The 14,089-nt window shown below is 70.0% G+C and carries 12 protein-coding genes and 2 pseudogenes; 3 read left to right on the top strand and 11 right to left on the bottom strand.

Translation table 11 applies throughout. From position 1 onward, the window contains the following. Positions 1–102: 102 nt before the first annotated feature. A complete protein-coding gene (locus ACIRYZ_RS24225; RefSeq protein ID WP_402947471.1) occupies positions 103–252 on the bottom strand; it encodes a hypothetical protein in 150 nt (49 codons plus the stop codon). Positions 253–812: 560 nt separating this feature from the next. Here ACIRYZ_RS24225 and ACIRYZ_RS24220 point away from each other — a divergent pair. Continuing rightward, positions 813–1,172, top strand: a complete 360-nt coding sequence (locus ACIRYZ_RS24220; protein ID WP_402947468.1) for a hypothetical protein — start codon at positions 813–815, stop codon at positions 1,170–1,172. Between the two features lie 128 nt (positions 1,173–1,300). Here the strand turns inward: ACIRYZ_RS24220 and ACIRYZ_RS24215 are convergent, their stop codons facing one another. The 3 genes from ACIRYZ_RS24215 to ACIRYZ_RS24205 form a co-directional block, all read right to left on the bottom strand. Next, positions 1,301–2,641: a M64 family metallopeptidase gene (locus ACIRYZ_RS24215; protein ID WP_402947465.1), complete on the bottom strand. Its 1,341-nt coding sequence runs from the start codon at positions 2,639–2,641 to the stop codon at positions 1,301–1,303. 63 nt (positions 2,642–2,704) lie between these two features. Further along, on the bottom strand, positions 2,705–3,433 hold the full coding sequence (locus tag ACIRYZ_RS24210; protein ID WP_402947462.1) for a hypothetical protein: 729 nt from the start codon (positions 3,431–3,433) through the stop codon (positions 2,705–2,707). Between the two features lie 45 nt (positions 3,434–3,478). After that, positions 3,479–4,114: a hypothetical protein gene (locus ACIRYZ_RS24205; protein WP_402947459.1), complete on the bottom strand. Its 636-nt coding sequence runs from the start codon at positions 4,112–4,114 to the stop codon at positions 3,479–3,481. A 1,114-nt stretch (positions 4,115–5,228) separates the two neighbouring features. On the opposite strand from ACIRYZ_RS24205, the pseudogene ACIRYZ_RS24200 reads away from it, so the two are divergent. Beyond that, positions 5,229–5,612, top strand: a pseudogene (locus ACIRYZ_RS24200) (phosphotransferase); the annotation flags it as partial. A 185-nt stretch (positions 5,613–5,797) separates the two neighbouring features. On the opposite strand, the gene ACIRYZ_RS24195 reads toward ACIRYZ_RS24200, so the two are convergent. The 6 genes from ACIRYZ_RS24195 to ACIRYZ_RS24170 all read right to left on the bottom strand — a co-directional run bounded on the left by ACIRYZ_RS24195 (position 5,798) and on the right by ACIRYZ_RS24170 (position 11,219). Beyond that, positions 5,798–7,159, bottom strand: a complete 1,362-nt coding sequence (locus ACIRYZ_RS24195; protein ID WP_402947815.1) for a PQQ-binding-like beta-propeller repeat protein — start codon at positions 7,157–7,159, stop codon at positions 5,798–5,800. 340 nt (positions 7,160–7,499) lie between these two features. Then, the gene (locus tag ACIRYZ_RS24190; protein ID WP_402947457.1) at positions 7,500–7,775 is read right to left on the bottom strand and encodes a transposase; all 276 of its coding nucleotides are present in this window, start codon (positions 7,773–7,775) and stop codon (positions 7,500–7,502) included. Continuing rightward, entirely contained in the window at positions 7,736–8,158 is a 423-nt protein-coding gene (locus tag ACIRYZ_RS24185) for a transposase (RefSeq protein WP_402947455.1), read from the bottom strand. The genes ACIRYZ_RS24190 and ACIRYZ_RS24185 overlap by 40 nt, the downstream gene beginning before the upstream one ends. A 342-nt stretch (positions 8,159–8,500) precedes the next feature. Continuing rightward, the gene (locus ACIRYZ_RS24180; RefSeq protein ID WP_402947452.1) at positions 8,501–9,247 is read right to left on the bottom strand and encodes a hypothetical protein; all 747 of its coding nucleotides are present in this window, start codon (positions 9,245–9,247) and stop codon (positions 8,501–8,503) included. Then, complete coding sequence (locus ACIRYZ_RS24175; protein ID WP_402947450.1) at positions 9,244–9,732, bottom strand: GNAT family N-acetyltransferase; 489 nt, start codon at positions 9,730–9,732, stop codon at positions 9,244–9,246. Before ACIRYZ_RS24175 ends, ACIRYZ_RS24180 begins: the two co-directional genes overlap by 4 nt. Positions 9,733–10,217: 485 nt before the next feature. Beyond that, positions 10,218–11,219, bottom strand: a complete 1,002-nt coding sequence (locus tag ACIRYZ_RS24170) for a phosphotransferase family protein (protein WP_402947447.1) — start codon at positions 11,217–11,219, stop codon at positions 10,218–10,220. Between the two features lie 134 nt (positions 11,220–11,353). Between ACIRYZ_RS24170 and ACIRYZ_RS24165 the strand changes: the two are divergent. Then, positions 11,354–12,270: pseudogene (locus ACIRYZ_RS24165) on the top strand (IS982 family transposase). 83 nt (positions 12,271–12,353) lie between these two features. On the opposite strand, the gene ACIRYZ_RS24160 reads toward ACIRYZ_RS24165, so the two are convergent. Further along, a complete protein-coding gene (locus tag ACIRYZ_RS24160) occupies positions 12,354–13,925 on the bottom strand; it encodes an IS1182 family transposase (RefSeq protein WP_402947813.1) in 1,572 nt (523 codons plus the stop codon). Positions 13,926–14,089: the final 164 nt, after the last annotated feature.

Below are 14,089 nucleotides of genomic sequence, written 5' to 3'. Positions count from 1 at the left end.
TCGCTGGCCGGCCGCCGTCGCGTGGCCTGGTCACGCTCGGTGAACGGCGGCGTTCCTCCGTCATGATGCCCCGGGGTCGGCGGCGGCGCCGCTCGGGCGGGGTCAGAGGGTGGCGAAGCCCACGCTGAACGGGATGACGGCCAGGGCAATGCCGATGATCGTCCGAGTGACGGGACCCGTGTTCCATACCGCGAGCAGCAGCACCCATCCGGCCGGGCAGAGGACCAGGAGGTACGGCAGGGCCAAGAGCATGGTGGGGATCGAGACCAGGAACTCGATGGAGAGCAGCAGGGCGGCGATGATCTGGCAGGCCCGGCGGAACGCTCGACCGTCGCGGATGCACAGGGTGCCAGGGTCAGCGCGATGAGGAGGCCCCAGACGGTGAGGCCCACTCCGGTGGTGTCGTCACGGAGCACCGCCCAGCACGGAAGCCAGGTGGCCCCGGCGAGCACGACGACCGGCCAGGGTCGGCCGGCTCGACCAGTCAACGGTTGTTCGGCCATTCTGAGCCCCCCCCGTGATTGTTTTGAACGAGTTCAAAACAACTCCCCGTGGTTGCCCTGGGCAGGCTGGTATGTCGGAGGCTTGGGTGCAGTACTCAGTTCCGGACGCCCCCAGGATGCCGGATGCGCCCGGGCGTGCGCCGGTGCGCCGGGTGGGTGCTCAAGCCCAAGTCACCGGATGGGAAACGGACTTGGCGCTCGACGCCGGCGTGGTGGAGCATGGGCGGGCCCGGTCAGTTGCGGTGCGCTTGCGCCGCGGCCGGGGCCGCACGCGTGCGGTGGGAGGAGGCGGGTCCGGTGGGTCGTCCGGTGGCACGTCCGTTTCTCATCCGGGGTAAAGCGGTTCCGCTGGCCAGGTACCTGGCGGAGGAGGGCATCGAGGGCCTGGTGGCCTGTTCGTGCATCGGGAACGAGGTCACCCTCGACCTCGCCGACACCCGGATCCTGGTGAGCCTCGTCGACGTCGCAGGGGTGGTGCGGCTCAACTTCCACATGGTCCAGGACGGTCCGGCCAAGCCCCGCTCCTGGTCCCGCCGACTGCCGAGCGAGACCGAGCCGAGGGAGATCGCGGCCCGGATAGCATGGGACGTCCGGACGCTGGAGCGGGAACTGGCGCCGCTGCGCCGTCGGCCGCCGAAGGGGCCGGAGCAGCGCCGGCCGACGACGTAGGCGGCCCGGACCCGGCAGCACTCCGCCGCCGGGCCCGGTTCCTTTCACCGTGTTGATGCGTCAGCTGCCGTGCGGTGGAGGGGCGTTGGCGTCGAACTCGGCCTCCTGCGCCCCTTGGGCTCCTGTGTCTATCGGCTGACGAGCCAGGACAGGCTGCCGGTCAGCCCCGCCCGCAGCGCCGGGTCCGCCACCGCCGGGGTCGGGTCGGTGGCGACGGCGGTGAGCAGGTGGGGCCGCGAGCGCGGGCCGGTCAGATGCAGGAGCCCGAGGTCGAGCGTCGTACGGCCGCGCAGCTGCGGCTGCTCGCGCCCGTCCAGGAACCAGCGCAGCTGGGTGCCGGGCACCGGCAGGTCGACGGTCAGGCGGTCGGCGGCGGTGAGCCAGGTGTCGGTGGAGGTCGGGCTGGTCAGCGGGGTGGCGTGGCGGTAGAAGCCGGCGATCATCGCCTCCCGTCCGGGCAGGTTGAACTCGCGCCCGAGCGAGCGCATGATCGAGTTCTCGGTCGGCCGGTAGAGCCCCGTCAGGTAGTAGCCGCCGCCCTCGTACGTCCCGACCGTCCCGCCGTCCGGCGAGGCCTGGCCGAGCCAGCGGGACCACTTGACGCCCTGGTCACGCATCCGGTCGGCGGTCAGCGTGCTGAGGTTGGCCTCCGGGGGCTCCTCGCCCTGGTACGTCCCCTGGCCGTCGTACGCGTACTCGTCGGCCAGCTTGCCCAGCGAATGCCCGGTCTCGTGCACCGCGATCTGCCCGGACTTGGCGTTGCCGCCCGCCACGGTGGCGATGCCCTCGTAGCCCAGCGGGGACTTGATGTCGTTGTAGCCCGCGCCGCCGTACTTGGCGCTGTTGGCCACCACGATCACCAGGTCCGCCTGCGGGGCCTTCGCGGCGTAGCGGTCGACCGCCTTGTCGTCCACGCAGAGCAGCCGTTCCACGCCGTCGCACCAGAAGTACGAGCCGAGCGCGGTGTGCCGGACCGTCGCCCGGTCCGGATCGCCGGTGACGCCGGACTCGGGCGAGACGGCGGACACCGCCCAGACGTTGAACAGGCCGCGGTAGGTGGCGTACGGCTCGACGGCGGTGATCTCGCGCCACTTCTCGGCGGCATCGGCGCGGAACTTCTCCTGCTCCTGGGCCGTGTAGCCGTCGCCGATCACCACCACGTCCAGCTTGGTGGCGGTGTCGCCGTTGTGGACCAGCGGGGTGACCTCGCCGTCGCCGTCGCTCGGTGTGGTCAGGCCGGGGGTCGGGGCGGCGACGTAGGGGGAGGTGGTCGGCGCCGTGGTGCGGGAGATGCCGCCGTCCTCGGCGAAGACCTCCACCGGCTGCCGGGGCTGGTCGGTGCCCGGCACGCTCCAGGCGGGGGCGGCGCCGAGGAGCGCTGCGGCGAGGGCGGTGGTGAGCAGGGCGGTTGCGGCCTTGGCGGCTGTCCTGGTGGCAGCCCTGGTCGCTGTCCTGGTCCTGAGGTGCACGGGTGGCCTCCCGGTGGGCGGTGTGTGGGAGGCCCCTTCCCTTGTTCTAGACCTGACAACCATTCAGTGGCTACCCGCGAGCGCCTCCGCGAGGACGCGGGCCTGCTCCTCGGTGATGCCGAGCGCGAGCGGGATCCGCCGGGGGCTGTAGTCCGAGGAGCAGACCGGGATCGGACTGTCGGCCGCGACGCTCCACCGTGGCTGGTGCGCCAGCCCGGGCTCGTCCACCAGCCGCGCGGCCAACTCCCGGGCGGTCTCCGCCCGGAGGCCGACTGCGACCAGGGCCTCGGCCACCGTCTGCTGCGCCTCCGGCGGCGTGTCGGCGTCGCCGAGCACCGGAAGGAGCAGCAGAAGCCGCCGCGCCTCGTCGCCGAGCCCCTCGGGGGCGTTGTCGCCGGTGCTCCGCGCGAGGGCGGTCAGCTCGCGCCAGGCGAGCCCGGGGCCGGAACCGTGCGGACCGTGCTGCCCGAGGAAGCCCAGCCGGTCCCAGTCGGGGTGGTGGACGAAGAAGTCGATGACGCTCTCGTCCTCGAAGTTCTGGTACGCGACGCAGACGGTGTGGCCCCGGCCGAACGCCACCCGCAGCACCAGCCCCGGGGCCTCGGCATCGCCGAGCCGCTCCAGCATGGCGTCGTAGGCCTCCTCCGCGACGCCGTACACCTCCGGCTCCTCGTCGCCGTGGCCCAGGGTCAGGAGGAGATGGGCGAGCCAGAAGGCGGGCTCGCGCGCGAGTTCCTCGCCCGCGCGCAGCTCCTCGTCCTCGTACTCGGGGATGTGCACCGCAGCAGTCATGCGGGGGAGCGTAGTGCGCGGCTCGGACAGGACGGCGGGGCGGGGTCAGAACTCCTCGAAGGTGGTGTACGTGATGACGGCCACCATCAGCCAGCACACCACGGCGACGCTCAGGGTGACCATCAGCAGCCACTGGAAGGTGATCAGGAAGATGGAGCCGGTGCCGGTCGCAATCGTGATCCCGGCGACGTACGCCAGGGCCAGGCCCGCCATGTACTCGATGTCCCCGACCAGGCCGGCGGCGACCATCACCAGGCCGACCGCGATCAGCCCGCTGAACTCGGCGATCGCCAGGTACGGGGTGTTCGGGGGTTGGGAGCGGTGCCCGTGGTAGCCGAGCTCGAACACCTTGCCCTTCAGGATCTTCAGCTCCACGACGGTGCCGGTGTCGACGTCCCGGTAGAACGCCTTGCCGACGTAGTAGCGGTCGGTGGGCGCCGTCTCGCGGGCCACGGTCAGCACGTAGTCGGTCGAGTCGGAGCTCGGCTCCTCCTCCTTCTTCGTCACCCGGCCGCTCTCCAGCGTCACGCAGTCGTGTCCAGGCTTCGCCGCCGGGACGCAGACCGGGGTGGCGCGGTACGCGCGGGCCTCCTCGAAGGTGTCGGTGAACCGGATGAAGCCGAGCACGGTGAGGGCGAGCCCGACGACGACGAGCACGACATAGGCGGCGGGCCGGAGCATCTCGCCGAGGCTGCGCGTCCGCGGCGGCGCCGTGGGCCGCGGCCTGGGCCCCGGCTTCGGGGGCGTGTTCTCGATGGGAATCGAGTTTTCAGGCGTCGTCACCGCCCAGTGTCCGCACGGTCCGCTCGTCCATGGCTATCCCCACCCCTGTAGCCTTCCCCGGCTTCTCCGCGCGCGGCGACTCGTCGAACGCGCAACTGGCCTCACTGGAGGCTATCGTCCGCGCGCTGCCGTGCCTTGCGGCCCGCGGGCTTTCGTACGGCCGACCTTCCCGGGCCCGGGACATCGTCCCGGCCGGGACCGGATCGGCCGCGGCCCCCTCGACCACCGCGCAGCCGGTCGAGAGCGCAGCGGGAGTGGACCTGCTGAGCGCGCGGGAGGACTGCGGCGCGTGGCGGTCTGTCTCGGAGGGCGATGCCGCGGTGACCGCGACCGGGTAGACATGCGACGGGCGGGCCAGGTCGAGGTCGGCGGCGATGGCAGGTGCAGGTGCCGGTGACTGGGTGTCTGGGGCTGCTGCTGGTGCTGGTTAGGGGGTGCGGTTGGCGTGGGTGGTGGTTCGATAGCCGGCGTGGTCGAAAGTGTGTGCTTGAGAAGGATGTTCTGAGCTCGGCAGTTGGGTGCTCCGTGCGGCTCCGGATGAATTGGGCGCGCTCGATGGCGCGGGCGGTCCAGGGCGCTGCCAGGATCCGCAACAAGCACGCCTGCCCGGAGCGTTGTGCGAATGCCCGGTGCGTGTCGGCGAAGCGAACGTCGCCCGGGCCGTCCAAACGCCCGCCAGGAGTTGAGTCCGACAGTCGGCCGTCCTGGTGAGTTGGCCCAGGCCTGAACGGCTCGGCGGCCCACTACAGACGTCCGGTCGCCAGAGCCCTGGCTTCCGTGACCGCGACGGCACTGGCGATCACCGGCGCCGCCCTGTCGCTGGCGCCGCCGGCGGCGCCAGCGACACCGACACAGCTCTACGCGTCACCGACCGGTACCGGCGACTGCAGTCTGACGTCGCCCTGCTCCCTCACCGCGGCGCAGGCCAAGGTTCGGACGATGAACGGCGCCATGGCCGACGACATCGTGGTGAACCTGCACGGGGTACTGCCACCGGCAGATGGTCGACGCCGCCGTGTGGGACGACGCGATTGCGGCTCCCGAGTGGGAGGGCCCGCAGGTGTGGGTGCACGGTGACCTGCATCCCGCGAACGTCGTCGCCGCGGACGGCACACTGGCGGGCGTCGTCGACTTCGGTGACGTCTTCGCCGGCGACCCGGCGTGGGACCTTGCGGCCGACCGGGAGCTGCTCCCCGTAGGGGGCGCCTCACGGTTCTTCAACGGCTACGCACAGGCGGATGAGGGGACGATCCGACGGGCGCGCGGGGTGGCCGCGATGAAGAGCCTGTTCTTGATACTGATGGGCCAGAACGGGGACCGTGGCCTGCCCGGCGGCAAGCCGAACTGGGGGCCTGCAGGCCGGTCGGCACTTGATCGTGTCCTGAAGGGCCCTTGACCGGGGGCGCTTGGATCAATCCGGCAGCCGTTACTGACTTCGGCTTCGCAGGGTGGTAGGTCGATGCACGTCCAGGCACGCGCATCTCCTGCGAGCCAACGGTCCGTCCGGGGGGAGTTCTCGCGACGGCGGAGAGCTGGAGCCTGCGGCTCCGGGCTCCGGCCCGCTGCGTGGTGGGCGGAGCGTCACTTCCGTTCGACGACAGGATCGGTGAAGGCGCCTGTATCGCCGTCGATCAAGTACAGGTGGTCGTGCTCGGTGCCTTTTTCGACGAGCAGTACCTGATCGTCGACCGGTACCGCCATAGATGACCTGCCCTCGCGCTGCCAGAGCACCCGGTTGCCGCGGACCGCGATGGTTCGGCCCGTCTCGTCGCGGTGCCAGCCCTGGACGTAGAGGTGGTTGCGCCCCGCTGCCAGGTCCCCCCACATGATGTGCTGTTCGCTGCGCGGGATCGCCCTGGGCCAGTGCACGGGGGTGAGTCGGCGGTACCGGCCGGGGCGGTTCACTCTGGCCGCTACCACCAGGGTGCCCCGCCGCTCTTGCCAGGGGGTCTCCTGGCGCTCGAAGGCCGGGCAGGCCAGCGCGTAGAGCCAGCCGGCTACCTCGGCGAGGTCGGGAGTGCTGTAAGCCAGCCGACGAGGCAGCGGGGTGAAGGTTCGGGTGCGTGGCCAGGCGGCGAACGGGCGCAGGCGGTCGATGCGGCGTCTGTCGTTGGTCGTGAGCCAGAGGCTCTCGCCGTCGGCGCGCATCAGCGGGTCGTCGCTGCCGTAGAAGCTGATCCTGGGGCGCACCATGAGTGAGCCGAGTTTCCTGCCGGTGGCGGGGGAGAACCACCGCAGGTGGTTGCCGAGCCAGTCCCAGGCCAGGACCACCGGCTCGGCCGAGGGGTCCTGGCTCGACAGTCGCAGCGATTTCGGCTGGCCGTGCTCCTCGGTCCGCCACAGCTGCTCGCCGCTGCGCAGGTCGTAGGCGCGCACCTCCCGCTTCCCCTCGGCAGCCACGCTGGCGATGACCCGGTCGTCGGTGGGCAGCACCGCGCGGAGCGCGTCGAGATCGTGCCGCCACCGCAGGCTGCCGGTGGCGAGGTCCACCGCTGTGATCGTCCCCCGCTCCTCCTCGTCGAGCCGCCAGAACACCAGGGTCCGGCCATGCGCCGAGAAGCCCGAGACCAGCTCGGGCTCCTGGGACCAGCTCAGGTCACCGGTTGCGGTGCTCAGCACGGCGAACGAGATCATGTCGCCATCGGTCATGTAGGCATGGGAGTTGGGCACCACGAGGTGCTCGCCGGCCGCGAGGACGGCGCTCACACAGTCGCTGTGGAACTCGACCCGGTGCGGGGTCTGCCAGAGCACCCGGCCCGTGGCGCGGTCGAGCGCGGTGACCCGGCCGTCGACCGGGAGATAGACCCGGTCGGCGAAGACGACCGGCGCCCCCAGCGTCTCGTGAGGTGCCGTCAGGGTCCACAGTCCTGACGTGGCGTCATAGCGAACGGACATGGGTACGGTATCGGCGACCACAGGACTTCCCCCCGCTGAACTCTCCAGTGTGCCAGATGATCACGGCGGATGAAGTGACGCATTGTCACCCGCTCGAGTCTGCTCGAGTCCGCTCGGGTGGACTCGACGTCCCGGACCGCTCGACCTCCTCGGACTGCTCGTCCTTGGACCAAGGCCGAGAAGTTAGCGACAAGCCGGTGCAGGACGTTGTCGATCACGGCACCGCCGGGTGAGCCGAAGCCTGCCCAGACCAGCGTGATGCGCCAGTGCCGTTCACGCAGCCGGGCCAGCAGCGCCTGTCCCGCGTCCCGGTCGGGCATCACACTCAGTTGACTTCCTCCCCCGGCTGAAGGACTCCGTTGGGAAATGCGCAAACCGGGCTGGGGGATCAGGCTGCCAGATCGAGTGCGGCGAGGTGTGAGGTTCTTGTCTTGCCGAGTGGTGTGTTGGTGAGCCAGGCGTCGAGGCGGATGAGGTTGATCGCGGTGGCGGCGAGCAGGTTGCCGAGGTGGGTCTTGGCCAGTCCGGTGTAGCGCGTGCGTCGGATGCCGGTTCGGCGCACGGCCTGGGAGATGGTGCCTTCGACCCCCGCCCGGGTGTTGTAGCGCTGCTGCCACTGGTCGGTCAGCTGCCGCCCGAGCGCAACAGGCCGAGCTCGGAGCACCTGGCCAGGACCAGCTCCAGGATGCTTTCCTCCAAGCCGTTCTCGATCAGGCGGGAGCGGAAGTCGCTCAGCACCGAGAAGTCGAACCCGGGATCGTCCAGCTCCAGGCCGAGGAGGAACTTCCAGTCCATCCGAGCCCGCACCTGGTCGGCGGCCTGCCGGTCGCTGAGCCCCTCGGCATACTGCAGCACCGACACCAGCGCCCCCGGCGAGATCGCCGGCCGACCCCGCTGAGGGAACGCCTCCGCGAACGACTCGTCCCCGAACAGCGGACCGAGCGCCTCCCGGATCCGCACCGCCAGCGTGCCCTTGGGGAACGACGCCCGTACCACCCGCGCGGTCAGCTCCGGCACCCCATAGTCATCCCGCGACTCCAGCGACATCCAGCCCCTCCCGCCCGGCAGACACGACGATCATGGCAGCCCGACCACTGCCGGACATCCGTTTCGCGCATTTCCCCACGGAGTCCTACAGGGCGATGCTTCCTCGGCAGAATCAGGTGAAGCCGAGTTGGCGCCAGCCGGTGCGAGGGCATAGAACAGCGACAACAGGGCCGCCTGGTGTGCTCAAGGTCTCGACAACCCCGAGCTGCACCAGAGGCCCTGTCTTCATGCACGGACAGACCGAAGATCACCCGACCGAGCCGCCGTTCGAACCCATGCTCACCAAGATCGGCGCGACAACGGCCTCTGAGCCGCTTTACCTGATTTGACTGTTGGCCCCGGTCAGGAGGGCTGGTGGGCCGGGGAGCCCGGGTGGGGCCGCATCGATAGCAGATCCTCGCCCCAGGCGTCCAGCACCGCCGCGTGGCCGGCGGCCCGGGCAGCCGCCTCGACCCGGGTGAAGAGCCGCTGCTGCGGGGCCACTTCGCCGGTCGCGGTGATCCGAGCGACGGTGTCCAGCAGTGCGGCACTCTCCCAGCCTGGCAGCGGGAACCGGTCCAGCTCCCAGGCCAGGTACTTGTTGTAGGGGCGCGGTCGGCGGTCCAGGGCGAAGAGCAGGTCGAGCAGGAATCCGACACTGGCGGCCGCGTCGAGGTGGCCGGCGAGCGGGTTGCCATCGCGGTGGTTCTTGACCGAGCGGTAGAGCGAGTTGGCGTAGGCGTCCAGCAGGGCAGCACCGGACCGGTAGGCCTCCTCGGCGCCGAGCCGTCCCGTCGCGGCGACGATCCGGGTGACCTCCCCGCCGCAGCGGTCGACCAGCACCCGGGAGCGGGCGATGGCGTACCGCTCCCAGTCGGCGGGCCGGCGGAACCGTTCGAGGGTGGTGACGACCAGGTCGAGTCGCGCGGAGCGGTAGCCGTCGAGCGCAGCAAGTTCGCTCGCCGCGTCGTCGGCGAGGATGACGTAGAGGTCGTGGTCGGAGTGACGGGTGGTCATGCCGTCGTGGGCCCGGGAGCCCTTGAGGACGAGCCCGACGACGGCCGCGTCGGCCGTCGCATCGGCGACGAACGCCGCGAAGTCCAGTGTCACGTCAGGTCCTTGCGCATCAGCGTGCACATCGTCTCGTACCGCTGGAGCGAGCCGTCCTCGGCCTCCACGTCCCAGGAGTCGAGCGTGCGGCCGAAGGCCCGGTAGCCCAGGCGTTCGTAGAGGGCGCGGGCGCGCGGGTTGCTCTCCTCGACGCCGAGTTCGGCGCGGGTCAGGCCCCGGGCTCCGATCCGCTGTTCGGCGGAGCGGATCAGCAGCGTGCCGATCCCGCAGGACTGCAGGGCCGGGTGGACGCTGAGTTGCCAGAGCGTGCCGGTACCGGCCTTGACCGTGTAGTCGATACCGCCGACCGCCACGGGGAGCCCGACCGGCGTGCAGACCGCCAGGTAGTCGATCTCGCCCGCCTCGGCGCGGCGGATCTGGTGGACGAACTCGCGCACGTGCTTGGGAGAGCCGGCCCAGCCGCAGGACGGCAGGTCCGCGTCGCTGAGGCCGCGCACTGACAGGTGCAGCCTGATCTCGGTCATCGCCGCATCCCTTCGACTCCGACAGCGGCCGTCTCCTATTTCAGCAAGCCGGTCCCCGTGCCGTCCAAGGGGTTTCGGACCGGCCCCGACGTCAGCCGGAAGGGCTTGCGCTCGCGACTGGGGCCGGGCGTCGGCGGCGCGGTTCGGGACGTCCCGGGGCAGCAGGGTGACACCCGTGGGATCGCCGATCTTGTGACGCCGCCTGTCGGCATCCGGCCGGACCAGCTGGAGAAGGCAGCCTTGCTGGAAGTACCGGCTGGCCGTGCTCACTTCCTGGGTCTCACCGGGCCCGCCCGCTGGGAGGATCCGCATTGGCCCGACTACATCTACTGACCATGGCGCAGAGGTACTGAGCCCGGGACGCTCTGGGTAGGTGGAGCCATCACGAGATCAGCGACGGAGTCAATGAACGTGCTTGTGCTCGGTGGGATGGTCGCCAGGTGCAGCCAGTTGTGCGGTTCCCTAGATGATCTATTCCAAGGGGTTCAGTGGTCGTCTGAGGGTAGGAAGGCGAGCGCCTCTTGGAGGTTGTGCTCCGCGATGCCCAGCATGAAGTCACGGCCAGGGAAGTCGCCGTCCAGGAGCCGCAGTGGCCCGGCAACGAGAGAAAGGCGCATCGCCAATGTGTAGAACGTCAGGCGGTGTTCGTCGAGGTCGCTGCGGTCCAGCCACTGGTAGTGCTCGTCGAAGCGCAGCCGCAGAAACGCGTGCTCCCACTCGACGTCGAAGAACATCAGCCCCTCGATGTCGATGAGGACCGGCTGACCGTCCCGGTCCACCAGCACGTGGTCCGGCCCGAGCTCCCCGTGGATGAGCCCGTGCTGCGAGCGTGGGCGCACAGCGGCGGCCAGTGCGCGAAGCACGTTCTCCAGATGGTCGCGGGAGCGTGTGATTCGGGTGTCGCGCGAAGCGGCTTCGGAGAGGTCTTGGAGTGCACGGTCGAGGACGACCTGCTCGCATGAGCTGCCCTCGGAGGTGCCGCCCTTGTCGATCAGGGCGACCTTCCCAAAGCGTGGGCCCTGGTGCCGCTGCATCGCGCCGAGTACCTCGGCAAGTCGCACCATCGTTGCTTCCACGCTGCGCGGGTCCTGGCGGAGCAGTGTTTCCAGGTTCTCGCCGGGTACGTCCTCGACCACTGCGACGTCTGCCGGGTAGTGGCCCCGGCTTCGGTCCGCCAGGAGCAGTCGGGGCGTGCGGATGCCCAGGGCGTCCAGGTGCCGATGGGCGGCTTCGAAGAGCTCGATGCCGGAGGCGGGTGAGAACGGGTCCGCGTGGTTGTCGGCCTGCGTGGTGGGCCAGTAGTTTTCGGCGTCGTCCCAGATGTACACGATGGCGGTGGAGTCATTGTCGAGGGTGACGCGGTACACGCCCTTCTTGCTCCCGCCTCGGAGTCGCGAGACACCCACCAGGCGATGCTCGGCGCCCAGAGCCGCACGCGCGACGCCTGCCAGATGATCCCGTGTGACAACTCTGCGTTCCGCGTCCACGGCCCGGCCTCCCCATGAATCGGCTGCGTCGCCCCGCTTGGAGCAGGACCTCGCCGCTCGGGCGTGCCCCCGCACGAGCGACCGATTTTAGGCGATGCCTGCGCACAGAGAATGAGGGAGTCCAATGTCGGTGTGTGAAGACGGACTTGGACTCCCTCGCGACCGCACTCTACGTGAAGACGGACGACCTGCTGCAGGGTTCGCCGCAGCTTGCCCCGTGGCGGCCGGCGGTCGGCATAGCGCCGCAGCTCAGCGACGCCGAACTGGTGACGTTGTCGATGATGCAGGCCATGCTCGGTTACACCTCCGAGGCCCGGTGGCTCCGGCATGCCCGGGCCCACCTGCGGCACCTGTTCCCGTACCTGCCGAAGCAGCCCGGCTACAACAAGAGACTGCGCAAGGCCGCGGAACTCATCCGACAGGTCACACGTGCGTTGGCCATGGACACCGCGCTGTGGACCGACGACGCGTGGGTGGTGGACTCCACACCGGTCGAGTGCGGCCGTTCCAGGGAGACCGTCAAGCGCTCCGACCTGGCTGGACGGGCGCAGTACGGCTACTGCGCCAGTCACACGCGCTACTTCTGGGGACTTCGCCTGCACCTGGTGTGCACACTGGGCGGGCTGCCGATCGCGTTTGCGCTGACCGGCGCGAAGGCGGACGAACGCGAGGCACTGCTCGACATCTTCGCCACCGAACCGACGCTCGTCACCGACCGGCCGCCCGGGCAGACACTGATCGGCGACAAGAACTACTTTGGCCGCGAGTTCGAGTCGCAGCTGGCCGACTTGAACATCGAACTTCTGCGTCCGGCCCGCAAGGGCGAGGCCGAGCGGGCCGGATCACAGCTGTTCAAGCCGTTGCGGCAGGTCATCGAGTCGATCAACGAGACCTTCAAGGGCCAGCTCGACCTCGAACGGCATCGCGGCCGAACCCCGGCGGCGTGATCCTCCGAGTGCTCCAGAGAGTCCTCGCACTGACTGCCGCCGTCTGGCACAACGAACACACCAACCAGCCCGTCATGCGATCACTGACCGCGTATGACCACTGACGGCTTGGAATCGATCATCTAGAAGGCTCCTGAAGATCTTGCTGGTGGAGAGGCTGTCCCGCTTGGGGACAGCCTCTCCTGGGCTATGTGGTCGCGGGGGTGATGGTCCAGGTGTGGCCGGTGTGGGTGAGTCCGAGGTTGATCAGTCGGCGGAGGTTGAGGGCGGCGGCGCGGTTGTGGAGCCAGGTGTTGTTCTTCATGACGCCTCGGTAGGGGACCCGGCGGTTGCCCCGGGCGGTGAGCCAGGCCATGGCGCGTTCGACGGGTGGGCGCCAGCGGCGGTATTCGGCCTGCCAGTTCGGGTCGGCGGCATGCTGGCGGGCGGCTTTCAGGCGGTCGTAGTGGGCGTGGACCTGGAAGGCCCGGCCGGTCTTGGAGCGTGTGCACCGCTCGCGCAGGGGGCAGGTGTGGCAGAGCTTCTTGAACTGGGCGGTGCGGGCTCCGTTGGTGTCGGGCCGGCCGAGGGCCTTGGTGTGTCCGGCGGGGCAGGTCACCTCGCCTTTGGCGGTGTCGACGTGGAAGTCGTCGGCGGTGAAGCCGCCGAGGACGGCGGGTTTCAGTGGCGGAGGCTTGATCACGAGGGTGTGGCCGTCGGCTTCGAGGGCTTCGCGCAGGTCGCCGGCGCCGTAGGCGGTGTCGCCGAGAACGGTCAGGTCCTCGGTCTCGTCGGCGAGGAGGACCTCGGCGACGGCTGCCTCGTGGTTCTCGGCCCCGCTCCCCTGGGTGAGCTCGACCTCGGTGAGCAGGCCGGTCTCGGGTTCGAAGGCGCCATGAGCGCGGAAGCCGTCCTGGTGGCGGGTTCGGTTCTTGTGGATGTGCCTCGCCTCGGGATCGACGGTGGACACGATGCGGCCGTAGACGGTGCCGCGGGCGATGCGCCACCGGCCGTCGCGCCCGTCGGAGCCGTCGGCGACCTCCACGTCCTGCCCGGCCACCAGGGCCAGCAGCCCGACCGCGTCCGCGGCCTTCTCGTCCAGCTGCCGTTCGGGCAGACGGCCGAGCAGGTTGAGCGCGTCGGTGACCAGCGCGTCCGCGAGCGTGGCGCGGGCCTGCTCGTCGTTCCAGGCGATGCGGGGCTTGCCCGGGTCGGTGTAGTCGTGCGCGCACCAGGTGGCGGCGGTCCTCTCACCGCCGGGCACGTCCCGGATCACCCGGCGGATCGCGGCGATGAGCTGGGTGACGGTGTCCTGGGTGGCCACCGCGTCGTCCAGCACGGTGGAGTCCAGCGCCCGGCGGTGCTTGCCCTTGAGGACGCCGGTGGCCGCGACGACCTCCTTGACCTTGGTGAACAGCCGGTTCGGATCGCCGGAGCGCTGCAGTCGTCGGCGGAAGTAGGCCAGCAGCGACGGGTCGAACGCGGTGTCGTTGAGGCCGAGCCCGCAGGCGGCCTTCCACCGCAGATCGCAGCGCAGCTCCTGGACCGTGTCGAAGTCCGACAGCCCGTGCAGGCTCTGCAGCACGATCGTGGCGGCCAGAATCTGCGGCGGCATACTCGGCCGCCCGTTCCTCGACGGGTACATGTCCGCGAACATCGAGCCCGGGAACAGCGCTTCCCGGTGCTCGGCCAGGAACGCGAACACACTTCCCGCCGGGATCAGCTCCCGGCAGGTCTCCCACACATCAGGCCCGACCAGTTCCCCAGCCCATTCCCCCATCGCCACGAAACGAGTCTGGCCCCACCGCTCGCGCGGTAGGGCCAAAACCCAATATTTTCAGGAGCCTTCTAGTAGGGCTTTGTTAGGTGCGGTGGTGTGGTTCTGGTGTCGGTGCGGGTTGGCCGCATATCGAGCAGGCGCCGGTCCAGGTGGCCAGGAGGGCC

The sequence above is a fragment of the Kitasatospora sp. NPDC101155 genome (assembly GCF_044768305.1).
GTDB lineage: Bacteria > Actinomycetota > Actinomycetes > Streptomycetales > Streptomycetaceae > Kitasatospora.
Note: the sequence above shows the minus strand (reverse complement) of the source record. Positions and strands in the feature narration are given on the sequence as shown.

Coding starts and splice junctions, on each gene's coding strand:
- ACIRYZ_RS24225 (WP_402947471.1), bottom strand. CDS start 252: ATGCTCTTGGCCCTGCCGTACCTCCTGGTCCTCTGCCCGGCCGGATGG.
- ACIRYZ_RS24210 (WP_402947462.1), bottom strand. CDS start 3,433: ATGACTGCTGCGGTGCACATCCCCGAGTACGAGGACGAGGAGCTGCGC.
- ACIRYZ_RS24205 (WP_402947459.1), bottom strand. CDS start 4,114: ATGCTCCGGCCCGCCGCCTATGTCGTGCTCGTCGTCGTCGGGCTCGCC.
- ACIRYZ_RS24185 (WP_402947455.1), bottom strand. CDS start 8,158: ATGTCGCTGGAGTCGCGGGATGACTATGGGGTGCCGGAGCTGACCGCG.
- ACIRYZ_RS24175 (WP_402947450.1), bottom strand. CDS start 9,732: ATGACCGAGATCAGGCTGCACCTGTCAGTGCGCGGCCTCAGCGACGCG.
- ACIRYZ_RS24160 (WP_402947813.1), bottom strand. CDS start 13,925: ATGGGGGAATGGGCTGGGGAACTGGTCGGGCCTGATGTGTGGGAGACC.